At 44.0% G+C, this 17,674-nt stretch carries 12 protein-coding genes; 9 read left to right on the forward strand and 3 right to left on the reverse strand.

The window, feature by feature from the left end; translation table 11 throughout:
- Positions 1 to 102: 102 nt before the first annotated feature.
- The 6 genes from ACO0KY_RS03565 to tsaD all read left to right on the forward strand — a co-directional run bounded on the left by ACO0KY_RS03565 (position 103) and on the right by tsaD (position 11,131).
- The gene (locus ACO0KY_RS03565) at positions 103 to 2,220 is read left to right on the forward strand and encodes an EAL domain-containing protein (RefSeq protein WP_423044329.1); all 2,118 of its coding nucleotides are present in this window, start codon (positions 103 to 105) and stop codon (positions 2,218 to 2,220) included.
- A 129-nt stretch (positions 2,221 to 2,349) separates the two neighbouring features.
- The gene (locus tag ACO0KY_RS03570) at positions 2,350 to 3,909 is read left to right on the forward strand and encodes a sensor histidine kinase (protein ID WP_423044331.1); all 1,560 of its coding nucleotides are present in this window, start codon (positions 2,350 to 2,352) and stop codon (positions 3,907 to 3,909) included.
- Positions 3,910 to 4,003: 94 nt separating this feature from the next.
- The gene (locus ACO0KY_RS03575; protein WP_186912564.1) at positions 4,004 to 5,584 is read left to right on the forward strand and encodes a response regulator; all 1,581 of its coding nucleotides are present in this window, start codon (positions 4,004 to 4,006) and stop codon (positions 5,582 to 5,584) included.
- A 221-nt stretch (positions 5,585 to 5,805) separates the two neighbouring features.
- Positions 5,806 to 6,369, forward strand: coding sequence for a substrate-binding periplasmic protein (locus ACO0KY_RS03580; protein ID WP_186912565.1), 564 nt, complete (start codon positions 5,806 to 5,808; stop codon positions 6,367 to 6,369).
- A 289-nt stretch (positions 6,370 to 6,658) separates the two neighbouring features.
- A complete protein-coding gene (locus tag ACO0KY_RS03585) occupies positions 6,659 to 10,015 on the forward strand; it encodes a PAS domain S-box protein (RefSeq protein ID WP_186912566.1) in 3,357 nt (1,118 codons plus the stop codon).
- An 87-nt stretch (positions 10,016 to 10,102) separates the two neighbouring features.
- The gene (gene tsaD, locus ACO0KY_RS03590; RefSeq protein WP_423044334.1) at positions 10,103 to 11,131 is read left to right on the forward strand and encodes a tRNA (adenosine(37)-N6)-threonylcarbamoyltransferase complex transferase subunit TsaD; all 1,029 of its coding nucleotides are present in this window, start codon (positions 10,103 to 10,105) and stop codon (positions 11,129 to 11,131) included.
- Between the two features lie 76 nt (positions 11,132 to 11,207).
- Here tsaD and plsY read toward each other — a convergent pair whose 3' ends face one another.
- Together plsY and ACO0KY_RS03600 are read right to left on the reverse strand one after the other, a co-directional pair.
- Complete coding sequence (gene plsY, locus ACO0KY_RS03595; protein ID WP_423044336.1) at positions 11,208 to 11,813, reverse strand: glycerol-3-phosphate 1-O-acyltransferase PlsY; 606 nt, start codon at positions 11,811 to 11,813, stop codon at positions 11,208 to 11,210.
- A gap of 176 nt (positions 11,814 to 11,989) precedes the next feature.
- Positions 11,990 to 12,484, reverse strand: a complete 495-nt coding sequence (locus ACO0KY_RS03600; protein WP_423044670.1) for an aminoacyl-tRNA deacylase — start codon at positions 12,482 to 12,484, stop codon at positions 11,990 to 11,992.
- Positions 12,485 to 12,714: 230 nt separating this feature from the next.
- On the opposite strand from ACO0KY_RS03600, the gene ACO0KY_RS03605 reads away from it, so the two are divergent.
- The 3 genes from ACO0KY_RS03605 to ACO0KY_RS03615 all read left to right on the forward strand — a co-directional run bounded on the left by ACO0KY_RS03605 (position 12,715) and on the right by ACO0KY_RS03615 (position 16,657).
- Complete coding sequence (locus ACO0KY_RS03605) at positions 12,715 to 13,104, forward strand: alpha/beta hydrolase family protein (RefSeq protein WP_423044338.1); 390 nt, start codon at positions 12,715 to 12,717, stop codon at positions 13,102 to 13,104.
- A complete protein-coding gene (locus ACO0KY_RS03610; protein WP_423044340.1) occupies positions 12,987 to 13,511 on the forward strand; it encodes an alpha/beta hydrolase family protein in 525 nt (174 codons plus the stop codon). The genes ACO0KY_RS03605 and ACO0KY_RS03610 overlap by 118 nt, the downstream gene beginning before the upstream one ends.
- Before the next feature lie 395 nt (positions 13,512 to 13,906).
- Positions 13,907 to 16,657 (forward strand): TonB-dependent receptor, encoded by a 2,751-nt coding sequence (locus ACO0KY_RS03615; protein WP_423044342.1) that lies wholly within the window; start codon positions 13,907 to 13,909, stop codon positions 16,655 to 16,657.
- 88 nt (positions 16,658 to 16,745) lie between these two features.
- On the opposite strand, the gene xerD is transcribed toward ACO0KY_RS03615, so the two are convergent.
- Positions 16,746 to 17,672, reverse strand: a complete 927-nt coding sequence (gene xerD, locus ACO0KY_RS03620; protein WP_423044344.1) for a site-specific tyrosine recombinase XerD — start codon at positions 17,670 to 17,672, stop codon at positions 16,746 to 16,748.
- Positions 17,673 to 17,674 lie beyond the last annotated feature (2 nt).

Genomic DNA, 17,674 nt, shown 5'->3' on the forward strand with positions numbered 1-17,674 from the left:
TAAATTCAACGAATGAAGCCACGCCAACTGATTTATTATAGATAGGTCATTTTAGACCTTCATTCATTTGCTTTGATCAACCATGTCAGCGGCTTTCAACCTATGCCAAATTTTCTTAAAGATCTTTTAAGTACCTTCAAACTCAGACGCATCGGTGTGCGCCTGGTTTTAAGCTATGGCATATTGCTCACTTTATTTATTGTTGTATTAATATTGCCTTTAGGGCAAATAAATAAAATGATGCGACTAGAGGATAAATTTGCGCACGAGGATATGCGTAAGTTACTGGTTGTACAGGAACTTGGATTGCTGACCGAAAGCGTCAGTAATGCCCTCCCCCTACTGCTCACAGCCGCCAGAGATAAGCGCGAACAACAATACGGCTTGGTTGATGAAAAAAATAAAAAAATTACCAGCTTGATCGCAACATTAGAACGCACACTTGACGACCCTAGCCAACAAAATAATTTAAAGCTACTCAAACAACGTCGAGATGCTTATCAAAAAATGTATCTTGACCTCGTCAACCTGCTCGAAGACGAGGGGCAGGAGGCAGCGACCAAAAACTTTTACACTGAGGTAGAACCGTCACTCAACGCCCTGTTAGCGATTTCATCTCGACTATTGCAAAATGAACAAGATTTAATTATCGAACACCAAAACCAGTCCCAACAAGATCTAAAAAAGACCGGGATTATCGCCATTTTATTATCTATTCTTGCGGTTATAGTTGCTGCATTGCTTGCCTGGATCACGACCCGCAGTGTTGTGCGTCCTTTAGAACAATTGCAAACCCGTGCATTAAAGATTGCCGCCGGTGATTATCAAACACAAATTCCAGTTAGCAACACAGAAGAAATCGCTAAAGTCGGATTAGCATTGAATACCATGTCAAACGCAATTGCTTCTCGCGAAAAAGACATTGAACACCTGGCTTTTTTTGATGGGCTTACTGGTCTGCCGAATCGAACTTATCTTTTAAAAACCATGGGGCAAGCCAACTTAAACGAGTACACGATTATTTTGATGGATTTGGCACGCTTAAAATCGGTCAACGAAACATTGGGGTTTGATACAGGGGACTCAGTCATTCTGCATGTAGCACAACGGATTCAACACGTGATCGCTACCTCTCACATAGACTCGGTGCCCTTATTGGTCAAGTTAGCGGGTGGATCATTTGCGGTGATGATTCCTAGCAAAAATCAAACTACCATCGAAGACATTTATTTGCGTATTGATCAAGCCAATAATGAGCCGGTCAAATGTGAAAATTACGCCGTCGATGTCGATCTGGTTTATGGCTTTGCATTGCAAGCAGAAGTACCCTTGCCTTTGATCCATTTGTTAAGAAATGCCGAAGTTGCACTTTACGCCGCGAAGCGTAGTTCAAAAAAACTTGCATGGTATAGCGACGCTCAGGAAGCGTCACGATTAAGCCATTTGAGCTTACTGTCTGACCTACGGACTGCGGTCAAGTCCAATGAATTGCAGATGTGGTTACAGCCGAAAATAAAATTATCAACGGCACAGGTTTATGGCTTTGAAGCCCTGGTTCGCTGGCAACATCCAGCACGCGGTTTTATCTCGCCTGCAGAATTTGTCCCCTTCGCTGAAAGCACAGGTTATATAGGCATCATTACTGATTGGATGTTGGAAAGCGCAGTCATCAAACTAGCAGAATGGAAAAACATCCATCCAGATTTAAGCATTGCCGTCAATGTCAGTACGCATGACTTAAGAGACAAAAATTTCCCTGACAGAGTCGCGAGTCTGTTAAAGCAATATAACGTTGATCCACACCATTTGAGGATAGAAATAACCGAGAGTGGGATTATGGAAGATCCGGACAGTGCCATAGAACTGCTCCACAGATTGCGGCAGACTGGAATTAGTTTGTCGATTGATGACTTTGGCACGGGTTATTCTTCACTTGCCTACCTGCAAAAGTTACCCGTCAATGAATTAAAAATTGATCGTAGTTTTGTCACCAATATTGATCAGTTAAGTGATACACAACGCTTGGTTAAAACCATTATTGAGCTAGGTCACGGACTCAAGCTCAGCGTCATTGCTGAAGGCATAGAAACGGAACAAGAGCGGGCAATATTACAACAGCTGGGTTGCGATTGTATGCAAGGCTATCTGGTAAGTAAGCCACTTTACGGAAAGCAACTACAAGATTGGCTGGACAAGAGTTTGCAGATCGATATAATTTAAAGAAGACAACATTTTCAGTGCGTCATACAAAGAAGTGCAAATCTTTTGAAACTGGCACCAATCAACGTGTGCGGAGATCCTTTTCAGATTAAAGGCTGATCCAAAATTCGTAGAAAAGAAAGTGCAATTATGTATTCACTTCGATTCCGCTTGATTTCAATTTTTATCTTTGTCGTCACTGTCACACTGGCTATTTTTGGTATTTATGAATACGCCCATCTTTCTGATGAGCTTGAAAAAAACTTTACTGCCCATCAAAAAGAAGTCATTTCTCGTCTCGAGACATCGCTGCCATCAACGTTGTGGAATATGGATGAATCCACGGCAGAAAAAATCACCAAAGCAGAAATCCAGAATGTCGACATCAGTGCGGTAGAGATACGTTCTACCGAAATGCCAGAAGCGAGCTTTGTCCATGTCACTAAATCAGGAAATAGCAAACAAAACGGCCCGATAAGCAAAGAATTTAACCAGTATCAGATAAGTGCCAAATTGTTTGCAGAGATCACCAAACGAGATGCGTCTAAAGGCAACCACACGCCTCAAGCTCTGGGTGAAGTAATTGTCACGTTTTCTCATGACTATATCGATAAGAAGTTACGTGAAAATCTGACCCTGACATTGGTACAGATATTTATCCTCGACATCATTTTGATTATTGCATTAACACTGAGCCTTAAAGTTGTCTTTGATCCAATCAGATTATTACAAAGCGCCCTGTTTGAACTGAGTTCTCACGATGCAGAAGCTGTGACTGAATTACCTGAATCTAAAAGCCAGGAATTCGGAAAAGTGATACGAGGTTTCAATCTGGTATTACGTAATTTAAAAAATATTATTGTTTTACAACGTCAGGCTGAAGAAGCAGCTCACGCAGCCGCCAAAGAAACAGAAGAAGCTTATATCAGTCTGAAAGCCGCGCAAAAATCTCTTCTGCAAGCAGAAAAACTGGCCAGTCTGGGTAGTCTGGTCGCAGGCATCGCACACGAAATCAATACCCCCGTTGGTGTCATCGTGACCAGCGCATCAGTGCTGTCCGAAGCCAGCCAGGAAATCAATAAAAATATGGCCGGTGGCAACATTCGCAAATCAGACATGACAGCTTTTCTCACAACTGCGACCGAGAGCACACGCTTAATCATGAGTAACGCGGCACGCGCAGCCCATTTGATACAAAGCTTCAAACAAGTTGCGGTTGACCAAACCAGCGAACAGCGCCGCGAATTCGAATTAATTGAATTTTTAAACGACGTCACCACCAGTCTTAATCCCACATTAAAAAAAGCACACGCAAGTATTGATATAACAGGTCACAGCAGCATTCATATGGATAGTTATCCGGGACTACTTGCACAGGTGATCACAAATTTGACGATGAATGCCGTTACGCATGCGTTTTCAGAAGGAACGAACGGAAAAATTCACATTGATGTGAGTTTGTCAGAGCCATCTGTCTACATTGATTTTCGGGATGAAGGTCACGGCATCCCCGAGGAATTCCTAGACAAAATTTTTGAGCCGTTTTTCACGACTAAACGCGGACAAGGTGGAACGGGTTTAGGTCTCAACATTGTTTTCAATATTATTACTAAGCAACTTTGCGGTACGATCACTGTGCAAAACCATCCCGACAAGGGGGCATGGTTCAGGATCTGTATCCCTCGCGTGACAGAACAATTGCAAAAATGAAACGCCCTCGAAAAAATTGACAGTATCATCTGAAAATATCGGTTTTAAGGTTTAATATACTTGTTATCTCTTTACAGCAATGTTAAGGCGTATCATGACTACAATCAATGACGACGAAGATTGGCTCAAAGAAGATGATGCTCCAGTGAGCTTGAGATCAAACAATTTTTGGCGACTTTTAATTGTTGATGATGAGCCTGACATTCATGCCGTCACCCGCCTTGCACTCAATAAAATGAGCTACAAAGGTCGTGAAATAGAAATACTTTCGGCCTATTCCGGTAACGAAGCATTTGAGATACTGTCAAAAGAATCCGATATCGGCATGATCTTGCTCGATGTCGTCATGGAAACCGAAGATGCAGGATTGATTTTAGCAAAACGGATACGTGAAGAATTGCATAACGATATCGTGCGTATCATTTTACGTACCGGTCAGCCAGGGCAAGCACCAGAACAAAGCGTCATTGTCAACTATGACATCAATGACTACAAACTTAAGACTGAGCTCACCTCTCAGAAAATGTTCACTACTGTCATCTCATCCTTACGCGCTTACGAAGGTTTGAAAACGATAGAAGCGAATCGCCGTGGTTTGGATAAAATTCTTGAAGCCGCAAGCAACCTGTATCAATTAGACTCACTCAAGGAGCTGGCATCCGGCGTGTTGACACAAATCGGCGCTATCCTCGATTTTGGCACTGATGGTGTTTTATGTGTCATGGAGTCTTCTTCCGCAAAAAAAGACCTTAATCCACTGGTCATTGCCACAACCGGAAAATCGACTGAGATGTTAGGTGAGACAAGCTTGCCATCCAATCATCCCTGGACGCCAATGATACGCAAGGCGTTCGAAGAGAAAAAAAGTTTATTTACAAATGAAGTTGATGTTCTGCTGATACAAGCATCGCATGGCCATCAATTCGCAGTTGCGTTTACGCCATTGTGGCCATTGAGTGAACTCGAATGCAGCTTACTCAGTGTGTTTTGCGACCGCATTGCTGCAGCATTCGATAATTTGCATGTATTTAATCTGCTCAAATCAACACAAGAAGCCACAGTCATTGCGCTTGCTGATCTTGCTGAATCTCGTGACGCAACGACAGGTGGACATGTACGACGCGTATGCAGACTAACAGATGCAATCGCTGCCGAATTAAAAGCGGCGGATAAATTACCACCAGAGGCTGATTCCGATTTTATGGCCTTTGTCGGCATCGCCAGCATATTACATGACGTAGGAAAAGTAGGCATACCGGACGCCATCCTTTTAAAACCAGGAAAGCATACCCCAGAAGAACGCATAGTGATGGAAGGGCATGCTCTAATTGGAGAAACCGTTTTGGCCAGAGCAGCCAAAATGGTCGAAGGTGCGAATAGCCTCAGCATTGGCGCCCAAATTGCAGGCGGCCATCATGAGCACTATGATGGCAATGGTTATCCTCGCCGATTGAAAGGCAAAGAGATCCCGCTCGCAGCACGGATCGTTGCGGTCGTCGATGTATTTGATGCCTTACTACACGCCCGCCCTTACAAACAGCCTTGGCCCTTACCAGATGTCATTGCTTATCTCAAAGAGCGCAGCGGTACGCAATTTGATCCCGACATTGTCTGGGCAATTATTAATTTTGTTGAGACAAACAATCCGGACTGGATTATTGCTGAAGGCCATTAAATCCGAGAAATAAATTTAAAAGAACATGATCACCCCGCTTGTCGTGCTGTTGCCATGTAATTTTCGTCATGAGAACCATCAAAACACTGATCTGTTTTTTTATCGTCCTGGTTTCGTCGGGAGTTAATTGCGCTGAGCTGTTAGTTTTACTGAATGAAAAAAAACATAACTCTGACAGCGCAGCATCAGAACAAAGTTTTCAAATGGAGCTGGGCGAATTATTGGCGGAACGTACCCATCGCGTGGCAAAATTTGTAATGCGTCCGCGAAAACGTCTTGCCAACGCATTAGAGATGAATGAAGCTGATATTTTATGTGGCTATTTACCCGAATGGTTACCTGGAAATTTAGACTGGAGCGTGGGCTTTGTCGATGTTGGCGATTTGCTCGTAACAACATTACGTGTTCCTGCACCGGCAAATATTGAGGATATTGCGGGTCTTACAATTGGCACAGCAATGGGCTTTACTTACCCGGAAGTTGAGAAAATTCTTGGCAACAAATTTGTACGTGATGACGGTCCTGGTGCAGAAGCAAATTTGCGGAAGTTAGCCGCAGGCCGATTTAATTACGCCATCATTAGCATGGCGACCCTGAATTATCACTTACGTGTGAACGATTTACATCTCAGCATTCACCCGCCACTCACTATCTCCAAATTTAAAAGCCAGTGCGCACTAGCAAAAAATGGCACTCTGCGAGTGAGTGAAGTCAACAAAGTAATCTCAGATATTCAACATGATGGCAGCCTTGATAAACTTCTTAAAAAATATAATTATCACTAGAACCGTGTAATATTATTCAATGTTTTATTCGATTTTTTATTCGATGTTTTATTCAATATAACTTTGAATCTGATGCTGCACGAAATGCAAAGAGTAAAGTTTGATTTTTAAAATAATAGTACTATGCAGGTTCTTATTGACGCATAGCAAGTGATCCCTATTTGAAACAAAAATAAAAGTAGCGAATGAAACCCATTTTTTAATAATGAGAGATATTCGGCATTAACTTACTTTTTTGTATGTCTAGTCCCTATGCAGCTTGTCATTTTTTTAAATAAAGTTACTTTCTATGCAATTGCCACGGCTTCCTGATGACGAAGAATATCGCGTAACTACCCTTCAGGAATGTGGACTCCTCGATACCCCACAAGAACAACGTTTTGACCGGTTGACACTGCTAGCCAAGCAAATATTCAACACACAGATCGTCTTAATTTCTTTAGTTGATGCCGATCGTCAGTGGTTTAAGTCCAGGCAAGGCTTAGAGGTATCTGAGACTAGCAGGGACATTTCTTTCTGCGGTCATGCAATTTTATCGGAAGAAATTCTTCACATTCCGGACGCACGCAATGATCTGCGTTTTTTTGACAATCCTCTGGTCGTCGGTGCCCCGCATATACGCTTTTATGCAGGAGCTCCTTTACATGCAAAAAATGGGCAACGTATAGGAACACTGTGCATCATCGACCCTGAACCAAGAACACTGAGCCAGGACGAGCATATATTACTGCGCAATCTTGCCGATTGCGTGGAACATGAGATCGGCAATTTGCAATCGCAAAGACAGCATAATGCCCTGCTGACGCTCACCAGAATTACCTCGCTGACCTTTCAGGATCCGCAAATCTTGCTACGCGAAACATTGGCACTTGGGTGCCAGTATTTAAAACTGGCTACTGGTGTCATTTCGCAATTTCAGGGTAATGAAATCATTATTCAGGTCTATCATTCGAGTATTGGCAACGTCAAAGAGGGGCAGCGCTTTCTGAAAGAATTCACTTACTCAGACCTAGTCCACAAAGATCATGACGTGATTCATACGACTAACGCAAGTCAAAGTGAATTCAGCCGACATCAGAGTTATCAGCAATTCAAACAAGAAACCTATATTGGCATTCCATTATTTTTAGAAGGAAGACGCTATGGCACCTTAGGTTTTTCAGACCCAAAAGCCAGAGCGCACGCATTCACTGAAGTTGAAATCGAATTTGTGAACGTGTTGGGAGATTGGGTGAATGGCACAATTAAACGTCAAGAACTCAATCGCTCATTGCAGCGTCAACAAAGTCTTAACGACGCAGTTGCAAAAGCACAATCACAATTTATCAAAGGTAAAGATCGCGGCAAAGGTTTCGATACACTGTTAATTAACAGCTTGAGGCTTACCCGAAGTGAATATGGATTTATCTGCGAAGTTTTGAAAAATCGCCACGGCGTTGCCTATTTAAAAGCCTATTCAATCTGCGATCTATCATGGGACGATACGACGGTAGAACTAAACAAAAGAGCTGTGCAGCAAGGACTTGAATTCCACGATCTGGATTTATTATTTGATCCCAGGTTGGATAAGAAAGCACCTGTTATTTCAAATAACCTGGCTTTTGAAAGACAAGTTGGTGACTTACCTGCTGATCATCCGCCGTTACGACATTTTCTAGCAGTACCCATACAGCATGATGGAGAAGTCGTTGCCGTCATGGGTATCGCAAATTGTCCGGATGGTTACGATAAACTGTCAGTAGATTTTCTTCAGCCAGTCACCATCACCATAGGACAATTGGTGAATGCAGCCAGAATCCAGCGCCAACATTCACAAAGTGAACAAAGGCTGGCTAACATTATTGAAGGAACAAATATCGGTACCTGGGAGTGTCATATTCCTTCTGGCGTCACGATATTTAATGAACGCTGGGCTGAAATGTTAGGTTATAGCCTTGCTGAATTAAGTCCTACGACGGTCCAAACCTGGCTGGATTTATGCCATCCGGACGATGCAAAAATTTCTGCCGAAATGATAGACAAGCATTTCAATGGCGAATTACCGTACTTTGATCTGACCAGTCGCATGCGTCATAAAGATGGTTCCTGGGTGTGGATCAGAGATCGTGGTTGCGTTGTTAGCTGGGATGAAGATGGAAGACCTTTAGTCATGTCAGGCAGCCATCAGGATGTCACCCAGGAGCGTATTGCTGAAGAAAAATTAGCCCATGCCTATGAACTGCTGGAACAATCAAACGCCGCCGCCCGCATTGGTACCTGGGAATATGATCTGTTTACCAGACAGGTGAACTGGAGTAGTGTCACCAAACAAATTCATGAAGTAGAAGCCGACTATCAATGCAATACCGAACAGGCACTGAATTTTTATAAAGGAAAAGATAGCCGGGACCATATACGTCATTTGCTGACTGAGGCCGGCACATCTGGCTCCCGTTTCGATGCCGAATTTAAAATCGTAACCGCCAAAAAAAATGAACGCTGGGTCAGAATCATCGGACTGCCTCAGTTCAAAGAAAATTCAATCCGTGGCATTTATGGCACGCTTCAAGATATCAGTGATAGCAAGGCCAATGCTCAGGCGTTGCGGGATCAGGTAGCTCACACGCAGGCGATTCTTGACAATGTACTTGATGGAATTATCACCGTGAATCATCTTGGTTTCATTGACGCCTTTAACTATGCGGCTGGCAATATTTTTGGCTACAACAAAGACGAATTAATTGGCAAGCATTTTAGTATTTTATTACCGGCTAATGATGACCAAAACAAATCTACCTTTCCTTTTAGAATCGATAATGTTTCTAAGCTGATTGGTGTGTCACAAGAAATCGATGCCCGTAGGAAAAACGGCAGCGTTTTCCCGCTTGACCTATCCGTTTCTGCAGTTAAGCGACAAGGCCGCGCTTTGTACATTGGACTGATGCGCGACATCACCGAGCGCAAACGCCTTGAACTGATTAAAAATGAATTTATTTCTACCGTCAGTCACGAATTACGTACTCCATTAACATCGATATCTGGTGCATTGGGGCTGATACTCGGTGGTGCCACTGGAACATTGCCAGAGAGTCTGACCCCTTTACTCAATATCGCTAGCAAAAATAGCCAGCGCTTAACCTTCCTGATTAATGATCTATTGGATATGGAAAAATTAAGCGCAGGTAAGATGCATTTTGATATGCAAGACTATGCGCTGGCACCATTGTTGACGCAGGCAATTGATACCAATGCTACTTTTGGTACACAAAGAGAAATTCATTTAAACCTGCATCAACCTATTCCTGACATTATTATTTCTGTTGATAGCCAGCGTTTTATGCAAGTCATGTCAAATTTACTTTCGAATGCGATTAAATATTCTCCAGTCAATGAAACAGTCGATATCCGGGTAAGTCTGAATGATGTACGTGTTCGTATCAGCGTCAACGATCACGGCAAAGGCATCCCTAAAGAATTCCGCGACCGAATTTTCCAGAAATTCGCCCAGGCAGACTCCTCTGATACCAGAGAAAAAGGTGGCACTGGCCTCGGATTAGCGATTTCCAGAGAATTGGTGGAAAACATGGGAGGAAGAATTGGATTTGACTCCGTCTTGGGACAGGGAGCGAATTTCTATTTTGAACTACCAATCGTCGCTAAAGAATAGAAATTTCCGTGAAACGCACGACAAAGTTATAATCCCGACTTGCGCAGTCTGATTGCGTCTTCACTTAATTTCTCAAAAAGTAGCTTCATGATAGTTCTCGGCGTTGAATCCTCCTGCGATGAAACAGGACTGGCCCTCTATGACACAGAACGTGGATTATTGGCGCATGCCCTACATTCACAAATTGCCATGCATCAAGAATATGGCGGTGTAGTGCCTGAACTGGCTTCGCGCGACCATATCCGGCGCACTCTTCCTCTCTTACATCAGGTCATTTCAGAAGCCCAGATTCAAAAGCAAGACATTGACGCGATTGCCTATACCCAAGGGCCGGGCTTGGCGGGTGCATTGTTGGTTGGTGCTTCATTTGCATGTGGCTTAGGAATGGCACTGGATAAGCCTATCTTAGGAGTTCATCATCTGGAGGGGCATCTGCTCTCCCCTTTATTGGCGAGTCAGCCACCGGAATTTCCCTTCATTGCCTTGCTGGTTTCCGGCGGACACACGCAATTAATGCGCGTTGATGGAGTAGGACAATACCAACTGCTAGGTGAAACTCTGGATGACGCAGCAGGTGAAGCCTTTGATAAGTCCGCCAAATTACTCGGACTTTCATACCCTGGAGGGCCAGCGATTTCTAAGTTGGCTGAATCTGGTGACCCTGCGATTCATCAATTTCCACGCCCGATGTTGCATTCCAAAGATTTTAACTTCAGCTTTTCTGGATTAAAAACAGCCGTCCTTACTGCTGTCAAAAAATACCCACCTGACATGAGCGAGTCTGACAAGGCCAATGTCGCACGCGGTTTTGTTGACGCCATCGTTGATGTTCTTGTTGCCAAGTGCGTTACGGCAATGAAGCAAAGCGGACTCAAGCGTCTGGTGATTGCAGGCGGGGTTGGCGCAAATCGCCAATTGCGCTTAGCGTTAAACGCGGCGGCTGCCAAAAAACGTTTTCAAGTGTTTTATCCTGAACTCGAATTTTGTACCGATAACGGTGCGATGATTGCCTTCGCAGGTGCAATGCGGCTCAAAAAAAATCCCGCATTAGCGACGCGGGATTTTGCTTTCAACGTCAGACCACGCTGGCCACTGCATGAATTAACGGCAGCCTGATCTTACCGTTTTTTGACCAGTTTGCTTACTCGGCAAAACTGGTTGACGCTGCAAAAACAGGTCACGATGCCGTCAATTATTTCTTCTTACTTCCGAGCCTACTCTCTTTGCCCGCCATCAAATTGGCAATATTTTGACGATGGCGATAGACCAGCAAGCCACTCATCACAAACACCGCGAGTAACTTAACGTCCGGGCCAAACAGCAAGCCGTAATACAAAGGCGCAAAGATGGCGGCAATCAACGCTGCCAGCGATGAGTAACGGAATGCAAAAGCAATGACACCCCATGTCACCAGCGTCGCCAATCCAAGCCAAGGATTAATCCCGATCAGAACACCTGCCGCTGTCGCCACGCCTTTACCGCCAACAAATTTAAAAAAGACTGGCCATAAATGTCCGACAAAAACGGCGATCGATACCGCTGCGATGCTGCCATCATCCAGACTAAACTGGTTTTGATATTTCATCGCCAACCATACTGCAAACCAGCCCTTAACCGCGTCGCCTAGCAAGGTCAGTACGGCTGCTGCTTTGTTTCCACTACGCAAAACATTGGTAGCGCCAGGATTTTTAGATCCGTAGGTTCGTGGATCAGATAAACCAAATAATTTGCTAACAACGACCGCAAAAGATACTGAACCAATCAGATAAGCCAGTATTACCGCCAGAATAGTATTCATTTTTTCCCTAAATAAACATTGGTAAGATAAAGCTCTTGCCTGGCAAAAGTTTTCAAATTAATTATTTACATACAAAAAGCGTTGGTACTTTTTACTTACTTTTTCGTTTTAAACAATTCAAGTAGGTAAAAGATGCTTGAACTCAGCAGAATGTCGCAATGCTTAGTTACAAGGAGTTACTCATCGATTGCGCAATCGACAGGACTTGCTTTTAAGCAAAGTTCCAACACAGATGGAGCGATTCCGACCAAATATCCTCGTCGGCCGCCATTAATATATATCTTGGGCAACGCAAGGATCCCACGCTCAACATAGACAGGCATCACTTTTCTTGTCCCAAACGGGGACGTTCCGCCAATCAGATATCCGGAATGTTTTTGGGCTATTTCCGGCTTGCATGGCTCTATCGATTTGCATGAAATTTGCCGGGCCAGATTTTTGGTCGATACCTTGCGATCGCCATGCATCAGCACGATGAGTGGCTTAGCTGCTTCATCTTGCATTACCAACGTCTTTACCACGGCATGCTCGTCGACCCCTAACTCCCGCGCAGATACCGCCGTGCCACCATGTTCTTCGTATGAATACGGATGCTCAGAAAACTCCACCTTATTTTTGCGTAAAAACTGCGTTGCAGGTGTTTCTGATACGTGTTCTTTTTTTGCCAAAATGGTTTCTCTTTCAACAGAAAAATCAAAGACGAATTATAGCCTCGCTGAAACAGCAAAGGCGTTTTTTTGAAAATGAAAAACGTATTTCGAAATCTCAAAATTAATAAAAACGTTATTAATTGAAAACAAATTTTCCATTTTTATCAGGGAGAAGCAACATATCATTTTATTTGACGTCTCGAATTGTTTCAATGATCAGGGATACGCGACCATTCATTGATTCGAAAGCGATGTCCTATAAAGATTTTGTTCGAATTAAGGTTCGCGACGGTATGGAAATTCCTGCTTATCTGACAATACCCAAAAATACCAGCGGTAAAAATTTACCCATGGTTGTCATGGTACATGGTGGCCCTTATGTTCGGGGTGGGCATTGGAACTGGAATCCACAAACGCAATTTTTAGCTTCACGCGGTTATGTTGTTCTGGAACATGATTTCCGCGGCAGCACTGGTTATGGTTCACAATTATTTAAGCAGACTGGAAACAATGGGGTCTTGCTATGCAGGACGATATCACTGATGCGACAAAATGGGCAATCGCGCAAGGCTATGCTGACCCCAATCGTATCTGCATTGTTGGCGCAAGCTACGGAGGTTACGCGACGCTCATGGGTTTAATCAAAGAACCGGATCTCTATCGTTGCGGAATTAGTTGGGTCGGTGTGACAGATATTAACTATCTGTTCGACGTGACCTGGAGTGATACGGCAGGTACCGCATGGTCACGATACGGGATGCCCGCGATGGTAGGTGATCAGGTTAAAGATGCTGAACAGTTCAAGGCAACTTCGCCCGTCATTCAGGCGCAACGTCTGAAACGTCCATTAATTCTCGCTTATGGTGCAGTTGACGTCAGAGTTCTGTTGCTACACGGTGAACGTTTCCTCAAAGCCGCTCCGGATACGGCAAAAATAGTATGGATCACTTATGCCGAAGAAGGGCACGGATGGCGAACATTAAAAAATAACGTCGACTTCTGGACACGCATAGAAAAATTTCTGCGAGAAAATACAGCTTTGAAATAATAGCAATACATTAAGATACATGTAATGCTTTATTATTGTGCAAATAGAATATAAATGTCTGAGTGAAGTAATTTATTCAGGCATTTTTCTTTTGAAAGAGTTTATTTCATCAATTTATGGAAAATTATTTTCATTTCATGTCATAAAAATGCAACATTTCGGACATATTGAGTAACAAATTATTTCACTTTTATTGATTTCTTTTGCATAATGCCCCTCTTGCTCTGAAAATGCACACGCCCAGATTACCTTATCTGGAACTACGCAAAAGTAGCTCTCTTCCCCCTGCTTTTCTATATTTTCAACAATAAATCTCCGGATTTTTGGGCGCTATGCGCGAGCAAGCTGCGAACCTTTGTTTGCATCTGATTCATCATGTTTAGGAGAACTTGGTCATGGTATTAAAAGAAAAAGCCGTTGTGAGATCAGTACGTTTTGCTTTGAGCGCGTTAACTGGCACATTACTTGTTGCTGGTATTGCTCATGCACAAGAAACTGGCGATGCTGTACAAAAAATTGAAATTACAGGTTCCGCTATCAAGCGCATCTACAAAGAAGGCGCTTTACCTGTACAGCAGTTAAATAAAGAAGTTATTGCCCGTTCCGGTGCAACGACGGTTGCTGATTTGATTCAAAAATTACCAGCGATGCAAGGATTTACACCTACAACAACCGCTGTAGGTACAAACTCCGGTGGCCGCGCTTCTGCTTCTATTCACAACATCGGTGAAAGTTACACCTTAGTATTATTAAACGGCCGTCGCGTAGCGCCTCAAGGCTCAGGCTCGGCAGTCAACCTCAATGCGATCCCGATGAGCGCAGTTGAAAGAGTAGAAGTATTGACTGATGGCGCATCAGCGCTCTACGGTTCAGATGCAATCGCCGGCGTGGTTAACTTTATTCTGAAGAAAAATGAACAAGGTGGCACTGTAGAAGCTGGATACGACTATCCAACAGAAGGCGGCGCAAAATCCTACAACGCCAGCCTGACTTACGGCTTCGGTAATTTGGAAGAAGACCGCTACAACGTATTGATCAGCTATCGTCACGATGATCAACAGCAATTGAAAGCAACAGACCGCGATTTCGCTAAGACAGCTTATCTGCCTTTCGTTGCAAATGGTCACAATTACTTGTTTGACAAAACCAGTGCTTATAGTTCCCCTGCAAATCTGGCAGTGACGTTCAAGGACAAGACAATTTCTGGTGTCAATTTAAATCCTTACCTGTTGCAAAACGGTAATTGCCCGGCAAATCACGTCATCGATCCGACAAATCCTAAGGCTTGCAAATTTGACTATGCTGCGACACTGGAAATCGTTCCTGTATCAAAGCGTGACAGCTTATTTACCACTGCCCGTTTCAAGGTAAATCAAGACTGGACACTGTTCTCAGATGTCGCTCTTTCTCGCTACGATCTGACAGCGCGTATCGCTCCAAATCCTGTTCCTGTCACAATTGCGCCAGGTTCCGCCTACTACAACAGCTATGTGCTGCCATACTTAACGCAAGCACAAATCGGCTCAGTGAAATCAGTGACTGCAAACTACCGCATGTCTGACTGGGGCACTCGCAACGACAACACCATTACCAACTCCAAGCATTTTGTAGTTGGAGCAGAAGGTGAATTTAAAGGTTGGTCGATCAACAGTGCTGCAACGTATTCACAAAACTCCATCGACGAAAATTATACCGGCGGCTATGTATTGGACGGTGCTTTCCGCGACATGATTAAGAAGGCAAGCTTCAACCCATTTTTGCCGGTCGGTCAGCAAACAGATGCGACTAAGCAATTGATTCAAAACTCTTTATTCAATGGTCCATTGCGCACCGCATCTACGACACTTAAAGGTGTAGATACGCGCGCATCTAAAGAAATATTCGAGCTTCCAGGTGGCAATGCAAGTGTTGCAGTTGGTGCTGATTACCGTGAATATGCCTATTCACAATCGCCATCATCTATCGTCGCTAGTGGTGCGGTATACAATCTCGCAGCGCCACCAAGCTATGACATGAAGCGCTCGACATACGGTGTATTTGGTGAAGTTCTAGCGCCAGTCATTGATAAAGTTGAGCTGAGCGCCGCAACTCGTTTTGATCAATATTCATCGATTGATGATGGGATTAACAACGTTAAAGTCGGTCAAGGTAATAACGCCGTTACTTACAAGTTATCTCTCAGATATCAGCCTAGCAACAGCTGGTTAGTGCGCGCTTCTTACGGCACTGGCTTTAAAGCACCGGCAATGCTGGACATTGCGCAGCCATTGGTACGCGCTGGTGTAACTGATAACCAGGCATGCCCATTCCCAGGTTCAGCGTATTGCAAACCAGGTAACGCACAGTACGATAACTTGTCTGGCGGCAATGCAAATCTGAAACCAGAAAAATCAAAGCAATTCACCATTGGTGCACGTTTTGAGCCAAGCTCTTCGTTCTCTATCGGCGCTGATTTGTGGGATGTTCAACTGCGAGATCAAGTATCTGCTGTGAGCCAATCCATTGCATTTGCTGATCCTGCCAAATACGCGCAACTGTTCACACAATCCACAGAAATCGCAACGGGAAATACTTATTGGGCGTTTAAAAACTTATCGATCAATATCGGTAAATCGCACAACCGTGGTATCGATTGGGATATGACTGGTCGTAAGAATCTGGGATTCGGTACATTGACTGGTACGATTAACGGTACGTACATGTTGGTCTCTGATTTCACCTTGCCTGGTACTGACAATTCCTGGGATACCGATCTGGGTAAATTTGGTGTGTACAACAACGTTGGTTTCCGCAATCTGGTTTCAGCGACAACCACATTGGAAACCGGTAAATTCTCCAACTCTCTGAGTTTGACATACCGTTCTGGTTATCAGGATCAACCTGCAAACGTGACGAATCTGGACACCAAGTCTGCTGAAACGATCACCTTGCACGTACCGTCTTACACCACGTTTGACTGGCAAGGTCGCTACAGCTACAGCAAAACTGTAGAACTGCGTGCTGGTATCAAAAATCTGTTTAACAAAACACCACCAATGTCTCTGCAAACTGCAGGCGCTTATGCTGGTCAACAAACAGGTTACGATGCACGTTATGCGGATTCAGTGCTGCGCACGATTTACGTAACAGGCAAATACAAGTTCTGATTGTTATCGTAAAACTATTTTGAAATATAAAAAGCGGCCATCAATGATGGCCGCTTTTTTTTCGCTGAAGCAGCTTCCAATATGAACTTCAACCCCTTGGATGATGCTCAGCATGGAGCTTTTTAAGTCGTTCTCTGGCTACATGCGTATAGATTTGCGTTGTAGAAATATCGGCATGGCCTAGCAACAACTGCACCACTCTTAAATCAGCGCCATGATTGAGCAAATGCGTCGCGAACGCATGGCGCAAGGTGTGGGGGGACAGATGGATGTGAATGCCAGCGTGCGCCGCATATTTTTTGATGAGTATCCAGAACATCTGTCGCGTCATGGCACCACCACGCGCAGTGACAAATAATGCATCGTCAACCTGACCTTGCAAGATGGCAGATCTCGCTTCTTTCAGGTATTTTTCAAGCCACTGACGCGCAAGCTCACCAAAAGGCACTAAGCGCGTTTTATCGCCTTTACCGGTGATGCGTAATACGCCATCATTGAGACTGATCTCAGTTGATTTCAAATTCACTAATTCTGAGACTCGTAATCCGCAGGCATACAACAGTTCCAGCATAGTACGATCGCGTAATCCCAATGGACTATCGTCGGGTGCATTCAACAACGCTTCCACCTGAGCTTCGCTCATGGTTTTAGGTAACCGTAAGCCTTGTTTAGCTGATTTGAGCTTACTACATGGATTGATGGCAACCAGATTTTGGCGTACGGCGAGTAAATAAAAACGTTTTAAGACACTCAGTCGCCGGTTGGCAGACGTCGCTTTTGACGTCGTATGTTTAGATGCAATGTAAGCGCTGATGTCGGCGTGATCAACCTGATACAAATCCTTCGCCAGTTCGACATGCAACCATTCTGCGAATAAGCGTATGTCGCGGCGGTAAGCCTCTACGGTATTTTTGGCTAATCCGTCTTCTAACCATAAAACATCGCAAAATTGGTCTATCTGCCCCGCCACCTCATCAGGCAATACCACGGGCAATGCATTTGGACTATTTTTCATGG

Origin of the sequence: Undibacterium sp. Dicai25W (assembly GCF_049340505.1) — a bacterium.
Lineage (GTDB): Bacteria > Pseudomonadota > Gammaproteobacteria > Burkholderiales > Burkholderiaceae_D > Undibacterium > Undibacterium jejuense.